Origin of the sequence: Shewanella sp. SM68 (genome assembly GCF_025653925.1) — a bacterium.
In the GTDB taxonomy this organism is placed as follows: Bacteria; Pseudomonadota; Gammaproteobacteria; order Enterobacterales; family Shewanellaceae; genus Shewanella; species Shewanella oncorhynchi.
Genome location: NZ_JAKKRU010000003.1, coordinates 336017 through 358905, shown reverse-complemented (window position 1 = coordinate 358905; position 22889 = coordinate 336017). Strand labels below are relative to the sequence as shown.

Sequence of the window (22889 nt, the reverse complement as noted above, 5' to 3'; positions counted from 1 at the left end):
TTGTGTAAATTCAAGCTTAAGTCTTTTGTTTTATAGTCTTAAGCTTATTTGTGTGCACCAATAGACTTACTCTATACGTGAGTAACATAAGTTTATCACTCTCGATAGCACTGACATTGACAGCGTATAAACGCGAGCTAACTCGCATTTATGCTGTAACAAAATTACTAGAATGTTCTTCCATGAACTTAACAAATAAGGAATAGGGAAATGCAAGATAGATTCATTCGTAGCATAACCCAACTGCCAACGCCGTTAGCCGATGCACTTATCCCAATGTTGCACCAGAATTTTGCTGGACACATTGATGCGCAGCAACTTGCTACGCTAACAAGTGCAAGCAAAATGACCGAAGTAGAAGTGTTATTAGCATTACTGCCGATAGCAGCGGCATTGGCCAAACCGCCTATCAGTGAGTTTTATGTCGGCGCGATAGCCAAAGGTAAAAGTGGCGATATCTACATGGGTGCCAACTTAGAATTACCCGGTGAAGCGTTATTTCATTCTGTCCATGCAGAACAAAGCGCTATCAGCCACGCATGGCTCAGTGGTGAAAGCCAAATTGTTGATATCATAGTTAATGCCAGTCCTTGCGGTCATTGTCGTCAGTTTATGAATGAACTGGTTGAAGGGAGCAAGATCTGCATTCATCTACCCGCACAGGAAAGCCATCCTCTGGCCTATTATTTACCCTATGCTTTTGGGCCAAAAGACTTAAATGTCACTTCGCCCTTAATGGCCAAGCAACAAACTGAATTTGCACTAGACAGTGCCGATCCTATGATCATAGAAGGCTTAGATCATGCCGGTTTAAGCTATGCACCTTACACCCAAAGTTTCGCCGCTGTGGTATTAGAAACCCATGATGGCGCAACCTATTGTGGTCGCTACGCAGAAAATGCGGCATTCAATCCTTCTATGCTGCCCATGCAGATGGCATTATCAAATCTGGCGCGCCACAATCGTGAATTTAGCGATATCAGCCGTGCGGTTTTAATTGAGTCATCTCAAGGAAAAATCAGCTTAGTTGGCGCGACTATGGATGCGCTCCATACCGTTGCCGCCATCGAACTTGAGCACATAGTGGTAGATCCAGTGTAACGTCTGCTTCAAGATGCCAAGGTGCTTCAAAATGCCAACGGCGAAATACGTTAATGCGTATTTCGCCGTTCGATTATCCACTTAAAGCTTAAAAATCAATTATCGTAAGCAATTCTGACGGCTAATCATACTCCATCCTGTCTTCTACTAACCACGTCATTGAACTTAGCCAGATACTCCCCCTTACGCTCCTCCATCCTAATAAAACAAGCTTGCCGCTCCACTTCCGACATAACGCGCCACGCTAAAATTTCATCAAGATGCCTGAAACAACCTAAACAAATATCTTGCTGATCTAAACAACAATTTCGAATACAAGGAGTGACATTAGGATCATTCTGACCAGACGGCATATTCATTGCCACAAGGTTCAACAAAATGGAATCGACGGCCTCCTGGAAAAATAAAGATGTCAGCTGTGATAATGCCACCAGCAGTTACGACAGCCGTCAGAGTCAATTCTAAGTTCTGGCTGTAGATCACAATCAGCGGGCAACCTTTTGCAAGGGTGAAATTCACATCGGCTTGATAGAATCCCCCAGTAATGCCGACATCCATAAAGCAACTGTATTCAGGGCCATAATCGACATAGGTCCATCCAAAAACCTGGCTAAAAAAGGCCTTAGAGCTCGCAATGTCGCGACTTGGGATTTCCAAATAATTGATACTGTGGTGACGGTTCATAGACTTCCTTGCTATTTAATCAGGACACAAAATGATGAACATAAAATGCGTAAGTAAAAATGGGAGCCAAAGCTCCCATTCTATTCGCGGCTTTAACTCAGGTTAACCTTGGATTAAGGCTGCGGCAAGTCCAATCAGACCGCCAAACACGCCACCCCAAATCACTAACCAACCTAAGTGCGTTTGGATCATGTCCTGAACGATTTGTTTCACCATTTGTGGTGTTAACTCGTTTAATCTTTGCTCCACTATGTTAGCAATTTTAGTTTGCAGATCGGCCATCACATTTGGCTGTTCAATTTCTTGTTTCAGCAACTCGTGAAATGCATCGCTTTGTGCCATTTCAACTAAAGAAGCTTTCATCTTTACAATAAACGGCTCTTTTAACGGCAATAAGGCATCTGTGCCACCAAACATAGACAACATGCCGCCAAAGGAAGATTGGGCGACTGTGCTAATTAACGCATCAAAAGAAGGCGCTAAATCAACCTTTTCAATCACTGGGGCCAAGTCTATTTTACTCAGCCCTTCTTTTTCAGACAGGAATCGGTCGATATTTTCAGTGGTAAAAAACTGTTTCATCATCAAATGAGCAATACCCGCCTTAAACTCTTCAAAACGAGAAGGCACGACTCCCGAACCATAGAGTCCGGGGACTTTCTCAAACAACATATAAACTGCAACCCAGTTGGTAATCGCACCCGATAAAGCAAATAATCCGACATTCAGGACAATTGCCGAATTCATCAGGTAACCCACAACGACCAAAGCTGCCGCCAATAAATTCGTCACTAAACTCTTATTCAATCTCATATCCCCTAATGTGGCATCGATAAGATGCAAAACTCGCCTATATTAACAAGTTAACGGGAGTCAGGTCTAACACTCAAACCACAGTAAACAAACCCGTTTTAAAATCTGTTTTCAGTGCTAAGTCTTGGCGCAAGGGGCAAGATGAAGCCCATCAACTAAGCCGCAGCGTCACTGAGCCACAAGAAGCTGATTAGCCAGCACCGAATAAAGTGAATCTCCTTGTAGAACATTAAGTTAATTTAATGTTTGCCGACCTAAAAAACGCAAAATTTTAATTTACCGTCTGTGAATTATCAACTTGCCTCAACTACACTCAATCAAGATAACGCACAAAAAATATGGCTCAGAATACAGCTGGCACTGAACACTGACAGTTAACCTCGGCTCAATACACAAAATTTACCCAAAATAGAATAAAGGATGCGCTTATGGAATCGGCTTTTAACACAGCAGGGGCGTTAAGTTGGCATGAATTGACAACCCATAATACCGAAGAAGCTATGCACTTCTATGCTGAGATTTTTGGTTGGCACTTTAAAACAGTCAAAATGCCCCACGGTAATTATCATATTATTGAAAATCAGGGCGTCAGTATTGGGGGGATCACCGATAGTTTGCTCCCAACGCTTCCCTCACATTGGACCGGCTACATTACCGTTAACGATGTCGATCAAGTCGCTATCAGCGCAAAAAAACTTGGCGGGGATATTCTGTTTGGTCCTGAAGATATACCCGAAGTAGGCCGTTTTTGTTGGATAAAAGATCCACAAGGCGCCATTATTGCAGCGATTAGTTATTTAAATCGCTGATCAAAAATAGCTTCCAACATGGTGAGTATTGACGACTCAAATCATTAGCCATAGGCTGAAACACATGTAGTTATCAATGTAGATGATAGGTTACCACTCAGGAACGCCTTAGATCAGAAGACGTTATTGTTTGTGTAATACCAAGATTTCATTGGTAAAAATATAAATAACTTCTGGAAACATTAGCATTATTCGCTAGAATGTCCGTACATATGGAAGTTTTTCCCTGTCTTATGCATTGGAGCCTTGATATTAATGCTGACCCAGTTATCGCAATTCAGACACTCTTTTTTTGCCCTCCCAAGATACCTGCGAGTGATTATTTACCTCACAGCAGTCTACCTTAGCTATGTCTGCACATTAGGTTTAATCCTCCCCTATGCGATAACCACGCTGGCACCAGAAAAACTCTCAACTCTGCTCGGTCGTCCCGTCACCCTCGGTGATATACGCATTAACCCTTTTAATTTCAAAGTCGAAATCGACCAACTGGCCATTAAAGAAAAAGACGACAAACCTTTTGCTGGCATTGCACAAGTCCAATTCGAAATACACTTTTGGCGATCTGTTTTTAATCACGCCGCCGTTATCGAAAACATACACATACAAGCGCCCTACGCACATATCATTCGCGTGGAGAAAAAAGGGAAAGCTGGATTCAACTTCGACGATATTCTGCAGACCTTGAACGAGCATTCATCCACGAGCACAGAAACAGCCCCCACAGAAGCCAGCTCACCCGTTCGTGTCCTGCTCAGCCAATTTGTGTTGGATGCGGGACTATTTAACTTCGATGACAAAATTACCCATGCTCAAGTGAACTACCCCAATATCAATCTAAAACTCAGTTCCCTTGATACTGAATATTTGATGGCGGCATCATCGGCATCGATAACACCAGCCATAAAAGTAAACAAAGTTGATAATACGACACCAAACGCCCAATCAACGTCTGACTCACCCATTGTGCCTATCAAGCACAATCACTATGCGATACAACTCAGTGATGATCATGCTGGTGAAATCAGTTTGCAGGGGCAATTCCAATTGTTCCCGCTAAAAGTTGCGGGTGACATCCAAGTCGCCAAACTGAAACTGACACCACTATGGCGATTTATCGACGATCAATTTAATCCCGTCCTCACGGATGGCGAGCTCAGTATTAAAACTCAGTATCAAGTGGATCTTGCCGAGAATGGCGAGTTACAAGTCATCAGCAACAATGGCCAGTTTATTGTTGAAAAACTTAACGTTAACGACAAAGATCGATCAGTGGTCAAGCTCCCCATGTTTGCCCTCGATGGCATTTCAGCCAACTTGAAGCAGCAGAAAGTGCATATCAACAAACTCCACAGCGATGGCCTAACAATGAGTGCCATTTTGAACCAAGACGGGCTCGATCTTGTTGGCTTATTCATGCCTAAATCGTTAAGCGCCTCCACAACGACTACGCAGCCGGTTGCTAAACCAATCGATGCTAAGCCAGCAGATGCTCAATCGCTAGAACGCGTACAAGTTGCGCAAGTGGAAGAAAAACGTCAAATAGCAGAGACTGATGCAAGCGATAGCGCAGACAAAGCAACGGAAAGTGAATTAGCCGTAACTAACGAGAGCGATAAAACAGAACAAAAGACAGAAGCGACCGCAAATGTCACCACTGATGCCACTAAAGAAACCGCTGCAGACATCGCTTCAGAGGCAAATCCTCAACAGCCAGTCAAGCAAACACCAGTAACTACGTCAACTGACACTTGGTTCGTGCAACTCGATGCGCTCAATATTGAAAACTATGACCTTAATCTATCGGAACAAAAGCTAACGGCAACGCCGCAGCAATGGCGAGTGTATCCGCTTAATTTTTCAACTAAGGTCATAACGAGTACCTTAACCGCTCCGATTGAATATGAGCTACAACTCAGCCTCAATGGTCAAGGTACTTTGAGCTCTCAAGGCCAAGTCGATGTGACGGGCGAAACCATAGATGCCAATATCCAACTCGATAAGCTGGCATTAACCCAATTTCAGCCCTATTTAGCACCCTACGTGAATATCCAGCTCAAGAGCGGTCTATTAAGCTCAGCAGGCAAACTGACCGCCGATGCTAAAGGCAAAGCCATTTACGGTGGCAGTGTTGAGCTCGATGATTTAGCTATTCATGACAAATTGCGTAATGCTCCGCTGGTCAAATGGCAAAAGATGAATATCAATCAACTGGATTTTGACCAACAGAAAAATCAAATCAAAATTGATCACTTAGCCTTTAATCAACCCTACGCCAAAGTGGTGATAGCCAAAGATAGAACCACTAATATCAGCGATCTTATCGTTGAGGCTCCGGCTGCAAATAGCAAGACAACTAAAAACACAACCACAGCCAGTGCTAAGCAAACCGAGCTGCAAACGGCAAGCAAGACAACGCCTGAGTTAAGCCTCGATATTCAAAAAATTAGCTTTAGCCAAGGCTCGGCTTACTTTGCCGATAACTCACTGACTCCGAATTTTGCTTCGGGAATTGAGCTGCTTGAAGGCAATATCACTCACCTGTCGTCCACGCCAGGGACTAAGGCCTCGGTTGATATCAAAGGTAAGATAGACAAGTATGCGCCTGTAACTCTAAAAGGCGATATTAACCCTTTGCTAGATATGCCATATTTAGATCTCGATTTAGTCTTTAAGAGCGTTGAGTTAACCTCAGTCAATCCTTACTCAGGCACCTATGCGGGTTACTACATAGATAAAGGGCAGCTATCACTATCGCTGAACTATCAACTCGATAAGAACAAGCTCAAGGGCAGTAACCATCTGATCATAGACCAACTGAAACTTGGTAAACCCAGTGACAGTGACCTTGCCACTAGCTTACCCATCACGCTCGCGATTGCCCTGCTGCAGGACCGTAACGGCGTGATTGATTTAGGTATGGAGGTCTCAGGCGATTTAGACTCACCCAGCTTTAGTGTCGGCAGCATCATAATGACGGCGATTACCAATGTGATCACTAAAGCCGTCACTGCGCCCTTCACTTTCTTAGCAGGACTCATAGGTTCTGACGAAACCTTAGATAAGATCAGCTTTGCCGCAGGCAAATTCAGCCTAAGTGAAGATGAGCAAAAAAGTTTAGACAAACTCGCTAGCGCCTTACTCGACAGACCTATGCTCAAGCTAAGCGTTGAAGGGGAAGTCGATGCCATCAATGACAGCCAAGCCATTGCTGAGCGCATCATGAAGCGTAAATTGGCTAAATTAGCCAATATTGAATTTAGTGCGTTACCTGATGATTTAAGTCCGAGTCAATTCCCGACTCAAGGGCCGCTTGCCGATGCGCTAGTAAAGCTTTATGAACAAGAAGTTAAAGCCGATCCTGCCCAAATTAAAGACACTGTTATCGCAGAGGCCAAAGACGCGCAGCTTTCAGATGACGAAATCACCACCCGCTGGCATATCGCTTTATATAATCTGTCGGTAAAAGCGCAGAATGTTAACGATGGCATGTTGGGTAATTTGGCCCAAGAAAGAGCCAAAGCCGTTAAAGCTTACCTTGTGGACGTGAAAGAAATTGCTCCAGAGCGGATCTTCTTGCTCGAAAGCCGAGTGAGTTTAACCCAGAATGCAGCCCAAGTGAGCCTCACCATTGATGCTCAATAACTTAGCCAATTAACTTGCTTTTTATATAAAACTAAGCCCGCTAAAGTTCGACTTTAGCGGGCTTTTACCTTATGGCTAAGCGTCATAACCAATCAAAAAACCATTCTTCTACAATCAAATCATCTATCTGTTAATTCACTCTAAAATGTTGGCCGTGCTTGGTGCCATAGGTTACACTCTGCGGCCTTTATACAACTGAGATCACAGTTTTTAAACGACTGGGTCTCAGACTCGCCGCACGCTTTCTGTGGCGCCATGACGCACAAATGTTCTTCCACAAAAATTATCATTAAGGTCAATAACATGTTTATCATTCGCTGGATTTTAGGCAGGATTATTCTGTTTTTAAACTTCGTATTTAGCCCTAAGAAGCGCCAACGTCCACTGGCTGAGCAACAAAAAATTGATGCTCAAACTCAAGCATTAGCCCTGTATCAATATCCTGCATGCCCATTTTGTGTAAAAGTCCGCCGTGCAATGCGTCGCCAAGGACTCAACATAGTGACCCACGACGCTAAAAAAGCGCCGCATAAAGATAAACTCATCGCTCAAGGCGGCAAACAGCAAGTGCCTTGTCTGCGGATTGAAGAAAACGGTCAAGTACAGTGGTTATATGAATCAAAAGAAATCATTAACTACTTAGACCAACGCTTCGCCTAAATCACGGCGCAACGGTCAGCGCAAATATACAAATAAGTGCGTCCAATAACCTTTTCAATCGTCTGTTCAATGGGCACTTACAAAGGGCTTTACGTTGGAATGACGAGGTTTAGGGCGCAGTTCTTTTATTGCGTTGTTTTATCGCATTTACTTACGCCACAAATATTCACGGTCAGAATAATCAAATAACCACTGGGGCTGATACACCACCAATAGCGTCACTGCCATGCCATTAAGCAATGCCTCAGGGAATGCCAGCAAAGGGATGAGCATCAGGTAGTCGTCCACTAACACATTCCAATCGTAATCCGCCGCAGACCACAACCACGTCGCCCAACTCAATTGATGAAACACAGTTGAGAGGCCCGCATTGATAAAACCACCGACGAAGATGAATACAAAAATATGCTTAGGAAATAAATGGTAACTGCGACTGTATAGGATAAAACACAGAAACAGCGGCACGGCCATAGCGAACAAACTAAAAGCACCAAAATCAGCGGGCTGCTTTAATACAAAAAGACTAAAAAAAGCGCTCGGCAATAGCAACACTAGAGTCGCAAGACGCCAGCCGAACATCAGCATACAAGTGACAATTCCCAGAAAATGCAGATGCAACCCTGTTTGAATACTGGCATTTAACGACCACAGCGCATTGATCCCCACCAACGTCAGCAACAAACGTAATTGGAGATGTTTATCCCGCCGGAGCTGCACTAACTCTTCTTTTGGCCATATGGCGTAGAGCCATAACGCCAAGAACATAAGGCATATACCTTGAGTCAGGCCCATATCCCATTCGATTTGCGCCCATTTATTTGACCAAAACGCCAACATTACTCGACCATCCTTAATCCATTACACCTATCGGCGCGTACTCAGCCTATGAGAATGCCATAAATCCATGAACTTTAGGGCCATATTAAGGTATTCTTCTGTCAGTTAATAACTAAGAGTTAAATTTGATTATGCCGTTTCGATATCTCAGCCTTACCATCTTAAGTTGTTTCTCGCTCATCGCCTGCAGCAGTGCGCCAATTGACCCGAGTGAACTCGCCGGAAAATTACGGGATAAGTTAACGACGGATATTAAAAGCGATGGCCTTAAACTCTTCAGCTACAAAGCGCGGCTGGTCGATGAAAAGTCGACAATGAATGATACCGAGCGCCCTTTTCCACACGAGGCACGCATACGTAATATGCAAGATCCCCGTGAGCAACGTCGCGCGATGCAAGATCTACAGGACTCATTAGAAATTTGGGGGAGACAGGTTGATTTAGGTTTAATCAAAACCCTTGAAATGACGGGTTATTGCCGCGAAGGTTATATTGAATTAAGCCGAATTATCGAGCCTGGTCGAGGAGAAATCCGCGGTGAGTGCCAAGAGGGGGCAACCAATGCTGATAAACACAAATTTATGAGCTATTAACTAAACTCAAAGTAATGAAGAAACGTGCACAGTTACCAATACAAAAAACTTAAATCGGCTAAAAATAGCTAAAACGATAATAAGCAGAATAAAAAGTAAGCATGCGCGTATGAGACAATACGCGCATTCACATCACACTAAACTGATTCGGTCAGTGGCACAGCACGATTTTCCAATAACACAGGGATACCTTCAGTGATCGGATAAGCAAGTTTATCTGCCTTACAAATCAACTGCTGCGTCGTTTTATCGTACTCAAGTTTACCCTTACACACAGGGCAAGCCACTATATCTAACAATTTTTTATCGAATGCCATGGAAGTTTCCTTGTTTAGCTGCAGCCACTTCACGAAGACGTGCGAGCAGCTGTTCATCAAATTGTGGGGATAGCTTGGCATCGACCGCCAAATACCACCAGTTTTCTTGTGCAAAATCGCGACATTTAACCGCATCTTTTTCTGTCATCAACAGTGGCAAACCTTGGGCTAAATCACCTAACTGGGTTTTATCGTAAGCCTGATGGTCATCAAAACCATGGCAGAAGGCCAGTTGATAGCCTTGTGCGCGCAACGATTCAAAGAAACGCGCTGGATTACCTATGCCCGCCATCGCAACGAGCGGCAGAGACTTATCGAAAGTATATTCACCAGACGTCACATCACATTTAACGGGCTTCACTGCCGTAGGTGTCAGTTGCATTTCGAACTGCCCTTTTGCCGCTGGGCCGCCATTACTGACGATAAAATCCACGGTATCGAGACGCCACACGCCTTCACGTAATGGACCTGCTGGCAATAGCAAGCCATTGCCTAAACCGCGCTGACCATCAATTACCACCAGCTCAATATCGCGTGCCAGAGCATAATGCTGTAGGCCATCGTCACAGATGATGACATCGACACCAAACTCAGCAATAAGCGCATTAGCCGCATCGACCCGTTTAGCACCAACCACCATAGGCACTTGAGTACGCGCCACTATCATGGCAGGTTCATCACCCACCTCTGCCGCACTTGCACCTAAGCAAACCGATTTAACGCCTTGAATATCAACACCATAACCACGACTGATCACACCGGGGTGAAATCCATGTTGGCGCAGCAATTCAATCAGATAAATCACAGTTGGCGTCTTACCGCTGCCACCGACGGTAATATTACCGACGACGATGACAGGTACAGGCATTACAGTTTGTGATTTCATCCCTAGGTGAAACAAAGCGCGGCGCACATAAGTGATAACCGCGAATAAGCCAGATAACGGTAACAAGAGCCATCGCAGTGGATGGCCCTGATACCAGATTTTATTCACTAAGGCCTGCATCTAACTACCAAATTGCATTTGGTATAATTTGGCGTACATGCCATCTAATTCCAATAGTGATTGGTGCGTCCCGCGCTCGACAATCCGCCCCTGATCGACTACTAAAATCTGATCGGCACTCTCGATGGTCGACAACCTGTGGGCGATCACTACAGATGTGCGGTTTTGTCTGAGGTTATCTAACCCTTTTTGAATGGCTTTTTCTGACTCAGTATCCAGTGCAGAGGTCGCTTCATCGAGGATCAACACAGGCGCATCACGCAACATAGCGCGTGCAATCGCAATCCGCTGTCTTTGACCACCGGACAATAACACGCCATTCTCACCCACTTGGGTATCAAGGCCTTGGGGCAGCTGATCAATAAACTCCATCGCATAGGCCAAGGTCGCAGCTTCAATGATCTGCTCACGAGTGGCTTCACCTAGGTAGGCGTAAGCGATGTTATTGGCTATCGTGTCATTGAACAAGGTCACCTGTTGCGATACCAGTGCCACTTGATTACGCAGCGATTTTAGCGAGTAATCGTAGATGCTGACGTCATCAAGCAGAATATCGCCGGATTCAAGGCCCGTATAAAAACGGGTCACTAAACTCGCAATAGTCGACTTACCTGAGCCAGAACGTCCAACTAAGGCTAAGGTTTGCCCGGGTTTGACTTCAAAATCGACATTCTCAAGTGCACGACGATCTTGGCTGTCATAGGTAAAACACACATTATCAAAACGTAGATGACCCTTAGCACGCTCGACAGTATAAGTTCCCGTATCGGACTCAGGCAGCGTATCCAGTAATTCAAACACTGTGGTACAAGCCGCAATACCCCGTTGAAATTCGGCATTCACTCGGGTTAAGTTTTTGATTGGCTGTAACATGGCCATCATAGCGCCAAGAATCGTCGCGAAAGTACCCGCGGTAAGATCAGCTTTCATGCTGTCTAAGCTTGCCGCATAAAGTACAAAGGCTAAGGCGAATGAGCCGATAATCATGATCAGAGGCTGACTAATGGCTTGTGCCACAGCTAACTTCATATTTTGATGGCGGTTTTGATCGTTCACTTTAGCAAAACGGGTTGCTTCTGTTTCCTGTCCACCAAAGGCCAATACGTTTTTATGGCCTTTAATCATTTGCTCCGTAGTCGCACTCACCCCGCCCATGGCTGTTTGAATTTGCTTAGAGACCTTGCGGAAACGACGACTAACCACCGCAATGACCATGCCCATGATAGGACCAATCACAAGAATACAGAGGGATAGCTTCCAAGAGTTATAGAACATCAGCACCAGCATACCAAACACAGTCACACTATCGCGGACGATGGAAATCAAAGCACTTCCCGATGCTCGAGCGATTTGCTCAGTATCAAAAGTCACTTTTGAGATCAAGTTACCGGTATTTTCCTTATCCATATAACTGACAGGCAGGCTCAGATAATGCTCAAACACTTGCTGACGCATGTCCATGATCAAACGTGCACTCATATATGAAATGCCGTAAGTCGAAACAAAGTTAGCAAAGCCACGTAAGGAAAACATAACGATAACCACAAGCGGCGCCATCATAAGCACGTCGTTGTTTGCGTGAAAACCTTCACTGGTTGGCAATGCTATGCCGTTGGTCACCGCAGCAGGTGCGCCGCCGGAGAAACCCTTATCAATAAAGGGGCCGATGAAAGCGATAAAGGCGGCATCGACGAGACCATAAATAATTAATCCCGCAACTGAAAGCATAAACATGCCTTTCATCTGTTTTATATAGCCCAGTAATCGTTTGAAAACTGTCCACATTTCGTCTTTAGGAGATGTTGTCATTGATAACACTAAATTATGGCAAAGTAGGCATTCTACTCTGGATTAATCAAGTCACCAAATCTAAACAGAGAGTTGTACCAAAATGGCGCTAAATCACCACGATAGGTCTTAACCTCTCGCTCAGACTGCTGAAAAATCACACTAATCTGCCCTTCTATACCTGTAGTTAGGCCCATAATCTCCCGTTGCTGAAACCGTTCAACCACTGTGGATTTTGGAAATCCCCAGCGATTAGCAAAACCAGCAGGAAACAAGACTAACTTGGGGGCAACAGCATCAATAAAGGCTTCAGTTGACGAGGTTTTACTGCCGTGGTGGGGCGCAACGAGCACTTGACTTTGTAACTCATGCTCACCACTTAGGGCACGACTTAATAGCGAAGTTTCGATTTGCTTTTCGATATCCCCCGTAAGCAGTAGACTCTGCCTGTCATCATCAATGCGTATAACACAGGAACCATTATTACCCGCTAACGCTTGAGGCGGAGAAAGCAAATTCAAACTCAGCCCTTGCCATTGAATTAGCCTTGGGCGGCAATCTTGGCCGCTAAAGCCAGCCACGTCTGTGATCACTAAAGCCTTAGGGTAAGCCTCAATCAAAACAGGGGCACCACCTGCATGATCGTTATCGCTATGGCTGATAACAATATAATCAATCTCTTGAATGCCTTTGGCTTTTAGGAAAGGCAATATCACCCGCTCCGCATAACTAAAGTCATCACCAAAGGCGGCACCAGTGTCGTAGACCAGCCCTCTACCATTCTTTTCAATAACCACAGCTAAACCTTGGCCCACATCCAGTAAATGCATAGCCCATCGATTATTATGAAAGGGTAACCACAGCGTAATACAGAAAAGCAAAGCGGGAATAAACAGTAAACTCAGCAGGCTTAACCAAGAAGTATAATTTTTATTTTTAGGCACATAGCGCCATAACACACCACCGATGAGCGCGGATAACCCCAAGGCTAATATCGTATCTGAAAGCGCTAACCAATGGGCTGGCAATTGCTGGCTTATGTCTAGCAACTGCGCATAGGGTGATAAACTCCAATCACTTAGGCGAAGCAGTCCCAACCAAGAGAACCCAAACGCAGTACCAACCCACCAGCATATAAATCCCGCCATAGCTAATGGGATAACAACAAAACTAAACCATGGCACAGCTAGGATATTCATCCACAAGCTGTGTAAACTCACACCACCAAAGAGTGCTCCTTGCAGTAATCCAAGCCCAAGGCTCAAGCGCCACTGGATGGCCCAAAATTGCAAAAGCCCCGCGCCTACACGCGTCCTTCGAGTCGACACAGCCGTAAACTCTTTGGGCTGGATGACTAAGGTATATAAAATCACCCCTAAAGCACAAAACGACAGCCAAAATCCCGCACTTAAACAAGCAAGCGGGTCGAGTAACAATACGACAAACAATGCAAACAGCAAGCGCTCCCACGCAGTAGAAAATCGCTTTAATAAACTCAGTAGCATTAACAGTAAAATCATCACGAGTGCACGCTGAGTCGACACACCAAAGCCTGCAAGATAAGCATAAAATGCGGCGCCTATACCTGCCGCGACTAACGCAAAAGTCATATTCCGTCGACTCTGATGTGACACAAAACGACTCAATCCAAACAAAAGGCAAGCGTATACCCATGCCGCAACAACGGAGAGGTGCAAACCGGAAATCGCCACTAAATGGCCAGTGCCAGTCTGCCTTAGTGCTTGCCAACGAGCTTGTGAGATCAAATGCTTATCCCCCAAAAGCAAGGCGAGTAAAATGTCACCTTGAGGTAAAGAGGCTAATTCAGGTGTCAATGCGCTTATGAGGTCATTACGCAATGAAGGCGAAACCGCAAGTAACTGCGCCTCAATCACTCGTCCTTTACCGACAACATGTTGACTGATTAATTGTTTTTGTTCGTTGTAGCCGCCTTGATTTAGCACGCTAGCAATGCTCTTAGGTGTCAACGTAAACAGCCAAACCTGACCCACATCGACTTCTGGCGGATCTTTCCACGTGAGTCGCAATTTTGCGTTTGGCCCTAAGATTAAATTTGGTTTAATGAGCGATATATCCAAACTTAGCCAGTCGCTGTTTCGACTAACTAGTGATATGATTTCGCCCCTTACCTGTATAGGTTGTTGTAACACTGGCAAATCCTGCCTAGATAATCCTAAGCAAAAACCAGTTAGCCATGCTACCGCAAAGAGCCCACCTGCACAGACAGGGATTTTTCGGTGTAAGATTAACGCCCCAACAACAAGGTAGGGTATGTAACTGACTGGCGGCAGCGAAGGCCATAACATCGCTGATAACAAGATGGCACTAAAGCCAAACATGAATCGATTCATAGTGAATTAAGTTAAGACAGCAATTTCAGCATATGCCAAAAAAATTAATTAAAAGATTTATGCCTAAGCCTGAAACCTTGCGTGAGCATAAACACTTACGCATGTTCGGACGCTTGTTACATAATCCCAATCTATGGGCACTTAATCGAAAATCCGCCCCAGGCGCATTTGCCGTAGGGTTATTTGTCGCTTGGATCCCCATGCCATTTCAGATGGTTGTTGCAGCGGCTTTTGCCATTCTATTTAACGTTAATATCCCAGTTTCAGTTGCATTAGTATGGATAACCAATCCCTTAACTATGCCAGTGATGTTTTATGGGGCGTATTTGCTCGGTGCTAAAATACTCGGCCATGCTCCGCAAGATTTTGCCTTCGAAGCAAGTTGGCAATGGATTGAAGCATCGCTTGCGACCATAGGTCCGGCATTCTTACTCGGGTGTCTCGTGCTAGGAGTGGTTTTTTCCGCTGTCGGTTATTTGCTGATTAATAATCTGTGGAAATATTCAATTATGTTTAAGTGGCAGAAACGCAAGAATAAATAATCTTTTATATTCAAACCGCTTATGTTGGTACAACGATTGAGTCGAGGTAACAGCATAAGCGGATTAGCACATTCGCTCTCGCTTCCCTTTTGTTCATCATATAAATCACCTTCTACATACAACCACGTTAACTCCACTTTGCGCCGAATTTAAGATCGTACATATCTGTGAATTAAATCACACAGCGGCACCTAGCTTTTCCCTAAAAATAGATTTTTGCTGTTACTATTTATAAAAACATCAAGTAGGGAATATCCATGCCTTTTTATCATCAATATGGTTCTAAAAGCCTCAAAGCCGTTGAACACTTAGTCCTATTTATTATTGCCATTGCCACCGTTGTCGCAATAGGCCAAGAAATTGTGCATATCATCTCTGTACGTATGGTCGCACTGGCCGATTTACTCTTGTTATTTATTTTCTTAGAAGTGTTAGCCATGGTGGCTAACTACTATGAATCCGGTAAGTTACCAGTACGTATGCCGCTTTATATTGCGATTGTCGCCTTGGCCCGTTACCTAATCTTAGATATGAAGAGCATGGAAGACTGGCGTATCGCAGCAATATCATTATCGACGCTAATTTTAGCGGCAACCGTTATTGTGATTCGTTGGGGCCAATTAAAAATGCCTTATCCAAAAAATCAAGAATACGACAATTAATCAAATACCTGAGTTGGTGCTATTGAAACCTAAATCAATGGCACCTGCTGTTCTCGTTTTAAAACTATTATCAAAGACCTAGCTTTCACATTGGTATTCTGCCAAAAAGCAATTATGCTAGTTTTACTGAGATCAATAATTTACGGGGCAATTGAGTTATGGGTGACCATACTACTGGTTTTGAAGAAAAACGCACATCGCTGCGAGTCGACATGGAAGCAGAGCGCGTGGTCTTGAATTGGATCGACACTCAAGGCATGAAGCAAACAGATGAAGGTGTGTGTATCGACTTAGCAAGACGCGGCATTTTATTCGATTATAAAAATCCGTTTGCACTCGGGGAACTCATCGAAGTGACCTTTAATCCCAATTCAACCCAACAAAATACCGTTAAAGGACAAGTCTGCCGTTGCGCGAGATGCCATGACCAAAGCTACCATATTGCTATGCAACTGCTTTAATTTAACTTAAATTTCGCAGCTTTAATGGCTCTGTTCTACACTCAATGAATTGAACAATTCATTAAGGGGCGTCAGTATGATCTTGCTGGTAGGTGGTGAAAAAGGTGGTAGCGGAAAAAGTTGTCTCGCTCAAAATCTTGCCGTTTATATTAAGCAAAAATTTCAGGCAAACGTCCTCATGGTCGATTGTGATCCCCAACGCACGACTTCAGATTGGATCCAAGCAAGAAATAATGATCCAAGCCTCCCAAGTATTAATTGCATCCAACTTTACGGCAAGATTCGTAATGATTTACTCAGCCTCAATGAGCGTTTTGACTACGTAATTGTAGATTGTGGTGGCCAAGATAACTTAGCCATGCGCGCAGCTATGTCGGTAGCGACTTATGTTGTGATCCCCCTCAGACCCAAAAGACGCGATCTCAAAACATTACCCCACATGGAAGACATGCTAAGTACGTGTAAGATGGTGAATCCTAAAATGATCGCGACTATAGTGCTAACCCAATGTCCAGCGCTTCCTACACAGTTTAAACGCATTTTAGAAGCCAAAGATGTGGTGCAATCCTTTGGACTAAGAGTGCTAAATTCAGTTACATTTTGCCGAAATATTTATGATGACAGTGAAGAAAGAGGCTCTTCAGTCGTCGAAATAGAACCCGATGGGAAAGCAGCCGATGAGATCCGCGCCATAGCGGATGAGTTATTCGCAATGCCACCAGAAAATAGCTATGAGCTTAACTGATCTTAAACGTAAGAAACCTAAGCAAATCATCAAGCCGGTTTCTGTCGATGATTTCATTGAAGATGCCAATAACTACGCTTTAGGTAAGGCGAGTTTATTAGCTGCGCCCACCACACACACCATAGTTAAGGGCTTAGATAAAAAATCGACTAAGATTTATCGCCACGCGACCTTTACCCTCACTGAAAACAGCATTTCCCAGCTTGACGCCCTATCGAAATCCACCAATATTGCAAAATCTCGATTACTGCGTATTTTGATCAATGAGTTTACCCAACTCACTCCCGCACAGCAGGAGCAAATTGCAAATAAGCGCCACGATGAGACCTGAGATTCAACAAAACGATTACACGTCTAAGCGGCTAAAAACTAATCAATAAAATACAACAAAATAAAATGAGTACGCTATGGCACTGTGTATTATACCAATCACATTAAATAGTTAGTCAGTTCAGAGCCTCACTGGCATCTCAATCCAAGGCGCATTGATGCAGAAATGGTCATTCCCTTTTAAGTAATGCAACACCGGAGTGGGATGCCTGTGTGGCTCCCGAAGGCGGCTGATGTTAATGGCATCGCGCTTTATACTGCGTTTAAGGCTTTTGACAGAGCACCGCTATGCCTTCAAGCCTTCGCCTTGTCTAAAGCTAGTTAAATTCCCGCTGAATGAACAGATAGTTAATACGATGGGTATTAATGCTCACAATTTCGCCCAGCTACAAGTTGAATACCTTGGGACGTTTCGTAAAACTTACCTTTAGCTATGAGTAACTCAATTAATGCTTCGGCACTCAAATCAGTTGCACTACAAGTATGGTATCGAGCCGCCGAGCCAAACTTTTGCTCCATCATGGAAATTAATTCAGGCTTTATAATAGCGGCCCCTTGAGCTACCATCAGCGCCATAACATCATGACCGTGAACAGAATTGGACATATGTCCTCCTAAAGATGCAATATTATTGTTCTTTATATCCTAACGGTTAAATTCGAACCCTGATCTCGCGCACAAACTTTCAAATGGGGACGACTGCGCCGACATCTGTGACGATAATGTGAGCCATTATGTCTTTGATCCTATTACTGACCCAACAGATGTCGCTGTACTTAGTGATCGTTTACTTAGTCAGTAAAACACCACTGTTTAAACTGTTTGCCGAAACGTCTCCTCGTCTGCCACATAAGATTTTTATGTATCTGATTTTTTCGAGTTTCTGCATCATGGCCACTTATTTTGGTGAACAAACCTCGGGAGCGATTGCCAACACTCGTGCTATGGGCGCCGTTTTAGGCGGATTATTAGGAGGACCGGTTACTGGTTTTCTGGTGGGGCTGACTGGTGGGCTACACCGCTACAGTATGGGCGGCTTTACTGATATAGCCTGCGCCATCTCCACCACCTTAGAAGGCTTATCTGCAGGGATGATAAGCTTCTACTTAAGACGCGCAGATAAAAGTGAGCTCATCTACAATCCATTACTCGTTTGCCTAGTGACTTTTTATGCTGAAATGATGCAAATGAGCATCATACTTTTGGTTGCACGCCCCTTCGATGATGCATGGGAATTAGTACGTCAAATCGCGCCGCCCATGTTATTAGTCAATTCCGTGGGAGCGGCACTCTTTATGAGCATGATCCGTGACCAAAAAACCATGTTTGATAAACTCTCATCGAGCTTTTCGACTAAAGCATTAAAAATTGCCGAACGCAGTGTCGGATTACTATCCAAAGGATTTAACGAAGAAAGTAGTAGTCACGTCGCCCAAATCGTCATCGAAGAAACCAATGTGGGTGCAGTGGCCATCACGGACAGGGAAAAACTGTTAGCCTTTATTGGCATAGGCGCCGATCACCATCTCCCTGGTACACCGATTTCGTCCAAAATCACCTTAGAAGCCATCAATCAAAATAAGGTCATGTTCGCCGATGGCGTTGAAATGCCCTATGCATGCTCTATTTCTTCTCATTGCCGTCTAGGGTCAAGTCTAGTGATCCCGCTGCGCAGTGATACCGAAGTCATTGGCACGATTAAACTCTATGAGCCTAAGAATAAACTTTTTTTGAATATCAACCGTACTTTAGGTGAAGGTATTGCCCGCCTGTTATCGAACCAAATTCTTTATGGGCGTTTTGAGCAACAGCAAAATCTACTGACTCAAGCCGAACTTAAATTGCTGCAGGCTCAGGTCAATCCGCACTTTTTATTTAATGCACTGAATACCATTAGCGCGATTATCAAACGTGATCCTGATATGTCTAAGCAGCTACTGCAGCAGTTATCGCAATTTTTACGGATCAATTTAAAGCGAACGACAGGCTTAGTGACACTTGGGGATGAGCTAGATCACATAGCGTCCTATCTCACCATTGAAAAAGCGCGTTTTATTGATAAATTACAAGTCAGTATCGCGATACCTGAATCACTCTACCACTGTAAAGTTCCCGCCTTTACCCTGCAGCCAATTATTGAGAATGCCGTAAAGCACGGCACTTCGCACATGATTGAGCAAGGGCAGATTAAAGTGACTGGCAAGCTCGAAAATGATGTGCTGGAGCTAGAAGTCACAGACAATGCCGGGTTGTATCAGCCCATTGAGGGCTCAGAAGGCCTAGGGATGAACTTAGTGCATAAGCGAATTCAAAATATTTTTGGCGAACAATACGGCGTGACAGTGGAGTGCGAGCCCGATCAATTGACTCGTGTCACCATAAGATTGCCCATAGAAAGCCCTGAAACATCAAATATGGATACCCGCACGTGATCACTTGTTTAATTGTCGATGATGAGCTGTTTGCTCGTGAAGAATTAGCTGACCTTTTGGGGCAAGAACACGACATCCAAATCGTCGGTCAATGCGCCAATGCTATTGAGGCATTACAGAGCATAACCAAAGAAAAACCTCAGTTAATCTTTCTTGATATCCAAATGCCACGCATTTCGGGCATGGAACTTATTGCAATGCTCGACCCCGATGACATGCCGAAAATCGTGTTTGTCACCGCCTACGACGAGTTTGCCGTCAAAGCCTTCGACAATCATGCCTTCGATTATTTACTCAAACCCATAGATGCCGACAGACTCAGTAAAACCCTCACTCGCGTACGTAAAAATCTAACGCCTCAGGCTATGGACTCCATTACCCCAAAGAGTCTTGAACATATTCCCTGCTACAGCGGCAATAAACTCAAAGTCATTGCAATCCAAGATGTGGAATATGTGTTCAGTGACTTAAGCGGCATCCATGTGGCCAGCACGAAAGGCAAAGTCCATACCCAGTTGACCTTGAAAGTGTTCGAAGAAAAAACCCCACTGGTGCGCTGCCATCGGCAGTATTTGATTTCACCTAAGGCGATTGCTGAAATTGAGCTGTTAGATACAGGGGCTGAAGTCACCACTCTTTTAGGCGATAAAGTACCCGTATCACGCCGCTATCTTAAAAGCCTTAAACAGCTATTTGGCTTTCAATAAACACAATCCAAAAGTCATCTTAGCGACGTATTTTTAGCCATAAGATGGCCAACAACACTCACCGTTAACATATAATGGTAACCACTTAAGCTCGCCTATTGCCGCTCACACTGCATTTTCGACCACTCATTGAGATTACAAAGTTTTATATCAACAACTTGTTTACACTCGCCAGAACTCAAATGGGGAGATAACAAAAATGATGTGGTTCCTACTCTGTGTCGGTCTACTGATCGGCGGCTACTTTATCTACGGCGCCTTTGTCGAGAAAGTCTTCGGCATTAACGCTAATCGTCAAACACCCGCTTTCAGTCAAACTGATGGCGTCGACTTTGTGCCTATGTCTAAAGGCAAAGTCTATCTAATTCAATTATTAAACATTGCAGGCGTAGGCCCAATCTTTGGTCCTATCTTAGGTGCACTCTATGGTCCTGCAGCCATGTTGTGGATTGTGGTTGGCTGTATCTTTGCAGGTGCAGTACATGACTACTTCTCCGGAATGTTGTCAGTACGCAATGGCGGTCAATCCGTGCCAAACCTTGCGGGTAAGTATTTAGGAAAGAGTGCCAAACACTTCATGAACGTGTTTGCTATTGTGCTGTTACTGCTTGTCGGTGTGGTCTTTATCTCTGCGCCTGCTGGCTTACTTGGCAAGCTTACTGGTTGGGATGTCAGTATCTTCGTTGGTATAATCTTCGTCTATTACCTGATTGCAACTGTGGTACCTGTCGATAAAATTATCGGTCGTCTGTACCCCTTCTTTGGCGCTTTATTGTTCTTCATGTCGTTTGGTTTAGCTTTCGCAATTATGCTATCAAGCGAGCATACCTTACTGCCTAACGTACAAGCGGGCGATTTCTTCCAAAACTTAAATCCGAACGACATGCCACTTTGGCCTGCCCTATTCATCACTATTGCCTGTGGCGCAGTATCGGGTTTCCATGCTACTCAATCACCGTTAATGGCCCGCTGCGTTGAAAACGAGACTAATGGTCGCTTCGTCTTCTTTGGCGCCATGATTGGCGAAGGCATAATCGCATTGCTTTGGTGTGCCATCGCGTTGTCTTACTTTGGCGGAGTAGAAGGGTTAAGTGCGGGTATGTCAGGTAATCCTGCCAACGTAGTCTATGAGGCCTCTACTGGTCTGTTAGGCGCTATCGGTGGCTTTATGGCTATCCTAGGGGTGATTATTCTGCCGATTACCTCAGGCGATACGGCTTTCCGCTCTGCACGTTTGATTCTGGCTGAATTTTTCAATATGCCACAAATCTCACTACCAAAGCGCTTAGTGTTAGCTCTCCCACTATTTGTTATCGGCGGCATATTGACCCAAGTGGACTTTGGTGTGATTTGGCGCTACTTCGGTGTAGCAAACCAAGCCACTGCAGTATTAATGCTGTGGACGGCTTCGGCTTACCTGCTACGACATAATAAACTGCATTGGATTGCGACTATTCCAGCGATGTTTATGACCACTGTGGTTATCACCTTCCTACTGAACTCGTCAACCTTAGGCGCAGGTTTACCTATGACGGTATCAACCATAGCGGGCATAGTCACAACCTTAGTGATTACAGCACTCTTGATTGTGAAAACCAAAGGTAAAGGCGAAATTGATTTACTGGTTGAAACTGAGCTTAAAGAGACAGTCAAAGACTAGTCAAAGACTAGTCAAAGACTAGTCAAAGACTAGTCAAAGACTAGTCAAACAATTCAAATGACCAACCTAAAACAGGCGCTTTATTGCGCCTGTTTTGATCATACTGCTCCACCAATAACAGCTATCACAGGTTTAAGCTAGCAAGGTATTCAAGCTTGACTCGATACCATTCCACACTGTATCAGGCATACAAAACTGCTATACTCCCGCCATAGCACACTGCAACATGCATAATATGAATCAATCGAATAACCCGCTCCACGGCATTAAACTGGAAACGATCATCACTTATTTAGTCGAGAAATACGGCTGGGAAGAATTAGGTGAAAGAATTAATATCCGCTGTTTTACCCACGATCCCAGCATCAAATCCAGTTTACGTTTTTTGAGAAAAACAGAGTGGGCGCGGGATAAAGTCGAATATCTTTATTTAAGAGCCAATAAATTACCCTTGCCGCCACCCAAAGCAGACTCTAGTCAAGCGGCTAAGAAGCCTGCGGCAAAAATTGCGACGAAGAAAACCAATCAAACTCCCCCTGACAAGTCTGTTAAAAGCGATAAACCTAGCACAGATGACAAAGTAAATAGTCATATTTGGGGTAACAGTTAATCTTCGCCCTCTGCAGCCATAAAACGTGAACAGTCCTCACTTGAGGGCTGTATTGTCATCAGCAATATCGCGCTTTTTGCCAAATAAGCCAAAAATTAGCTTCAGTTTTCCAATT

24 protein-coding genes are annotated in these 22889 nt (G+C 44.3%); 15 read left to right on the top strand and 9 right to left on the bottom strand.

The window, feature by feature from the left end; translation table 11 throughout:
* Positions 1–210 precede the first annotated feature (210 nt).
* Entirely contained in the window at positions 211–1101 is an 891-nt protein-coding gene (gene cdd / locus L5M40_RS07145) for a cytidine deaminase (protein ID WP_263175917.1), read from the top strand.
* A gap of 125 nt (positions 1102–1226) precedes the next feature.
* Here the strand turns inward: cdd and L5M40_RS07140 are convergent, their stop codons facing one another.
* The 3 genes from L5M40_RS07140 to L5M40_RS07130 form a co-directional block, all read right to left on the bottom strand.
* The gene (locus L5M40_RS07140) at positions 1227–1460 is read right to left on the bottom strand and encodes a DUF1289 domain-containing protein (protein WP_028760391.1); all 234 of its coding nucleotides are present in this window, start codon (positions 1458–1460) and stop codon (positions 1227–1229) included.
* On the bottom strand, positions 1435–1785 hold the full coding sequence (locus L5M40_RS07135; RefSeq protein ID WP_263171111.1) for a VOC family protein: 351 nt from the start codon (positions 1783–1785) through the stop codon (positions 1435–1437). Before L5M40_RS07135 ends, L5M40_RS07140 begins: the two co-directional genes overlap by 26 nt.
* Before the next feature lie 102 nt (positions 1786–1887).
* A complete protein-coding gene (locus tag L5M40_RS07130) occupies positions 1888–2592 on the bottom strand; it encodes a DUF445 domain-containing protein (RefSeq protein ID WP_105253144.1) in 705 nt (234 codons plus the stop codon).
* A 434-nt stretch (positions 2593–3026) separates the two neighbouring features.
* Here L5M40_RS07130 and L5M40_RS07125 point away from each other — a divergent pair, with 434 nt between their 5' ends.
* The 3 genes from L5M40_RS07125 to L5M40_RS07115 all read left to right on the top strand — a co-directional run bounded on the left by L5M40_RS07125 (position 3027) and on the right by L5M40_RS07115 (position 7712).
* A complete protein-coding gene (locus L5M40_RS07125) occupies positions 3027–3407 on the top strand; it encodes a VOC family protein (RefSeq protein WP_131524339.1) in 381 nt (126 codons plus the stop codon).
* A gap of 255 nt (positions 3408–3662) precedes the next feature.
* Positions 3663–7052: a DUF748 domain-containing protein gene (locus L5M40_RS07120; RefSeq protein WP_263175919.1), complete on the top strand. Its 3390-nt coding sequence runs from the start codon at positions 3663–3665 to the stop codon at positions 7050–7052.
* A gap of 303 nt (positions 7053–7355) precedes the next feature.
* A complete protein-coding gene (locus tag L5M40_RS07115) occupies positions 7356–7712 on the top strand; it encodes a glutathione S-transferase N-terminal domain-containing protein (RefSeq protein WP_263256452.1) in 357 nt (118 codons plus the stop codon).
* 147 nt (positions 7713–7859) lie between these two features.
* Here the strand turns inward: L5M40_RS07115 and L5M40_RS07110 are convergent, their stop codons facing one another.
* Positions 7860–8549, bottom strand: coding sequence for an energy-coupling factor ABC transporter permease (locus L5M40_RS07110; protein WP_263175921.1), 690 nt, complete (start codon positions 8547–8549; stop codon positions 7860–7862).
* Between the two features lie 131 nt (positions 8550–8680).
* On the opposite strand from L5M40_RS07110, the gene L5M40_RS07105 reads away from it, so the two are divergent.
* Entirely contained in the window at positions 8681–9142 is a 462-nt protein-coding gene (locus L5M40_RS07105) for a hypothetical protein (RefSeq protein WP_263175923.1), read from the top strand.
* Positions 9143–9279: 137 nt separating this feature from the next.
* Here L5M40_RS07105 and L5M40_RS07100 read toward each other — a convergent pair whose 3' ends face one another.
* Genes L5M40_RS07100 through L5M40_RS07085 form a run of 4 tightly spaced genes read right to left on the bottom strand, consistent with a single transcriptional unit; the run spans position 9280 to position 14625 of the window.
* Complete coding sequence (locus L5M40_RS07100; protein ID WP_006081200.1) at positions 9280–9459, bottom strand: Trm112 family protein; 180 nt, start codon at positions 9457–9459, stop codon at positions 9280–9282.
* The gene (gene lpxK, locus L5M40_RS07095) at positions 9446–10465 is read right to left on the bottom strand and encodes a tetraacyldisaccharide 4'-kinase (RefSeq protein WP_263175925.1); all 1020 of its coding nucleotides are present in this window, start codon (positions 10463–10465) and stop codon (positions 9446–9448) included. Before lpxK ends, L5M40_RS07100 begins: the two co-directional genes overlap by 14 nt.
* Entirely contained in the window at positions 10466–12274 is a 1809-nt protein-coding gene (gene msbA, locus L5M40_RS07090; RefSeq protein WP_263175926.1) for a lipid A export permease/ATP-binding protein MsbA, read from the bottom strand.
* 32 nt (positions 12275–12306) lie between these two features.
* Positions 12307–14625 carry a DNA internalization-related competence protein ComEC/Rec2 gene (locus L5M40_RS07085; RefSeq protein ID WP_263175927.1) on the bottom strand — a complete coding sequence of 773 codons (2319 nt, stop codon included), beginning with the start codon at positions 14623–14625 and terminating at the stop codon, positions 12307–12309.
* A 32-nt stretch (positions 14626–14657) separates the two neighbouring features.
* Here L5M40_RS07085 and L5M40_RS07080 point away from each other — a divergent pair, with 32 nt between their 5' ends.
* The 6 genes from L5M40_RS07080 to L5M40_RS07055 all read left to right on the top strand — a co-directional run bounded on the left by L5M40_RS07080 (position 14658) and on the right by L5M40_RS07055 (position 17796).
* Positions 14658–15167 (top strand): DUF2062 domain-containing protein, encoded by a 510-nt coding sequence (locus L5M40_RS07080; RefSeq protein ID WP_028760402.1) that lies wholly within the window; start codon positions 14658–14660, stop codon positions 15165–15167.
* 257 nt (positions 15168–15424) lie between these two features.
* Positions 15425–15829 carry a phosphate-starvation-inducible protein PsiE gene (locus L5M40_RS07075; protein WP_028760403.1) on the top strand — a complete coding sequence of 135 codons (405 nt, stop codon included), beginning with the start codon at positions 15425–15427 and terminating at the stop codon, positions 15827–15829.
* A gap of 158 nt (positions 15830–15987) precedes the next feature.
* The gene (locus L5M40_RS07070; protein WP_105252894.1) at positions 15988–16290 is read left to right on the top strand and encodes a PilZ domain-containing protein; all 303 of its coding nucleotides are present in this window, start codon (positions 15988–15990) and stop codon (positions 16288–16290) included.
* A gap of 76 nt (positions 16291–16366) precedes the next feature.
* Positions 16367–17035: an AAA family ATPase gene (locus tag L5M40_RS07065; RefSeq protein ID WP_028760405.1), complete on the top strand. Its 669-nt coding sequence runs from the start codon at positions 16367–16369 to the stop codon at positions 17033–17035.
* A complete protein-coding gene (locus L5M40_RS07060) occupies positions 17022–17366 on the top strand; it encodes a replication protein RepA (RefSeq protein WP_105252895.1) in 345 nt (114 codons plus the stop codon). The genes L5M40_RS07065 and L5M40_RS07060 overlap by 14 nt, the downstream gene beginning before the upstream one ends.
* Before the next feature lie 238 nt (positions 17367–17604).
* Complete coding sequence (locus L5M40_RS07055) at positions 17605–17796, top strand: hypothetical protein (RefSeq protein ID WP_263175974.1); 192 nt, start codon at positions 17605–17607, stop codon at positions 17794–17796.
* On the opposite strand, the gene L5M40_RS07050 is transcribed toward L5M40_RS07055, so the two are convergent.
* Positions 17729–17971, bottom strand: coding sequence for a YecH family metal-binding protein (locus tag L5M40_RS07050; RefSeq protein WP_263175928.1), 243 nt, complete (start codon positions 17969–17971; stop codon positions 17729–17731). The genes L5M40_RS07055 and L5M40_RS07050 overlap by 68 nt on opposite strands.
* A gap of 128 nt (positions 17972–18099) precedes the next feature.
* Between L5M40_RS07050 and L5M40_RS07045 the strand changes: the two genes are divergently transcribed.
* The 4 genes from L5M40_RS07045 to L5M40_RS07030 all read left to right on the top strand — a co-directional run bounded on the left by L5M40_RS07045 (position 18100) and on the right by L5M40_RS07030 (position 22774).
* A complete protein-coding gene (locus L5M40_RS07045; RefSeq protein WP_263256450.1) occupies positions 18100–19797 on the top strand; it encodes a sensor histidine kinase in 1698 nt (565 codons plus the stop codon).
* Positions 19794–20504 carry a two-component system response regulator BtsR gene (gene btsR / locus L5M40_RS07040; RefSeq protein WP_263175931.1) on the top strand — a complete coding sequence of 237 codons (711 nt, stop codon included), beginning with the start codon at positions 19794–19796 and terminating at the stop codon, positions 20502–20504. Before L5M40_RS07045 ends, btsR begins: the two co-directional genes overlap by 4 nt.
* Before the next feature lie 199 nt (positions 20505–20703).
* Positions 20704–22164 carry a carbon starvation protein A gene (locus tag L5M40_RS07035; protein ID WP_263175933.1) on the top strand — a complete coding sequence of 487 codons (1461 nt, stop codon included), beginning with the start codon at positions 20704–20706 and terminating at the stop codon, positions 22162–22164.
* Between the two features lie 226 nt (positions 22165–22390).
* Positions 22391–22774: a VF530 family DNA-binding protein gene (locus L5M40_RS07030; protein ID WP_219252843.1), complete on the top strand. Its 384-nt coding sequence runs from the start codon at positions 22391–22393 to the stop codon at positions 22772–22774.
* The last annotated feature ends 115 nt before the right edge of the window (positions 22775–22889 follow it).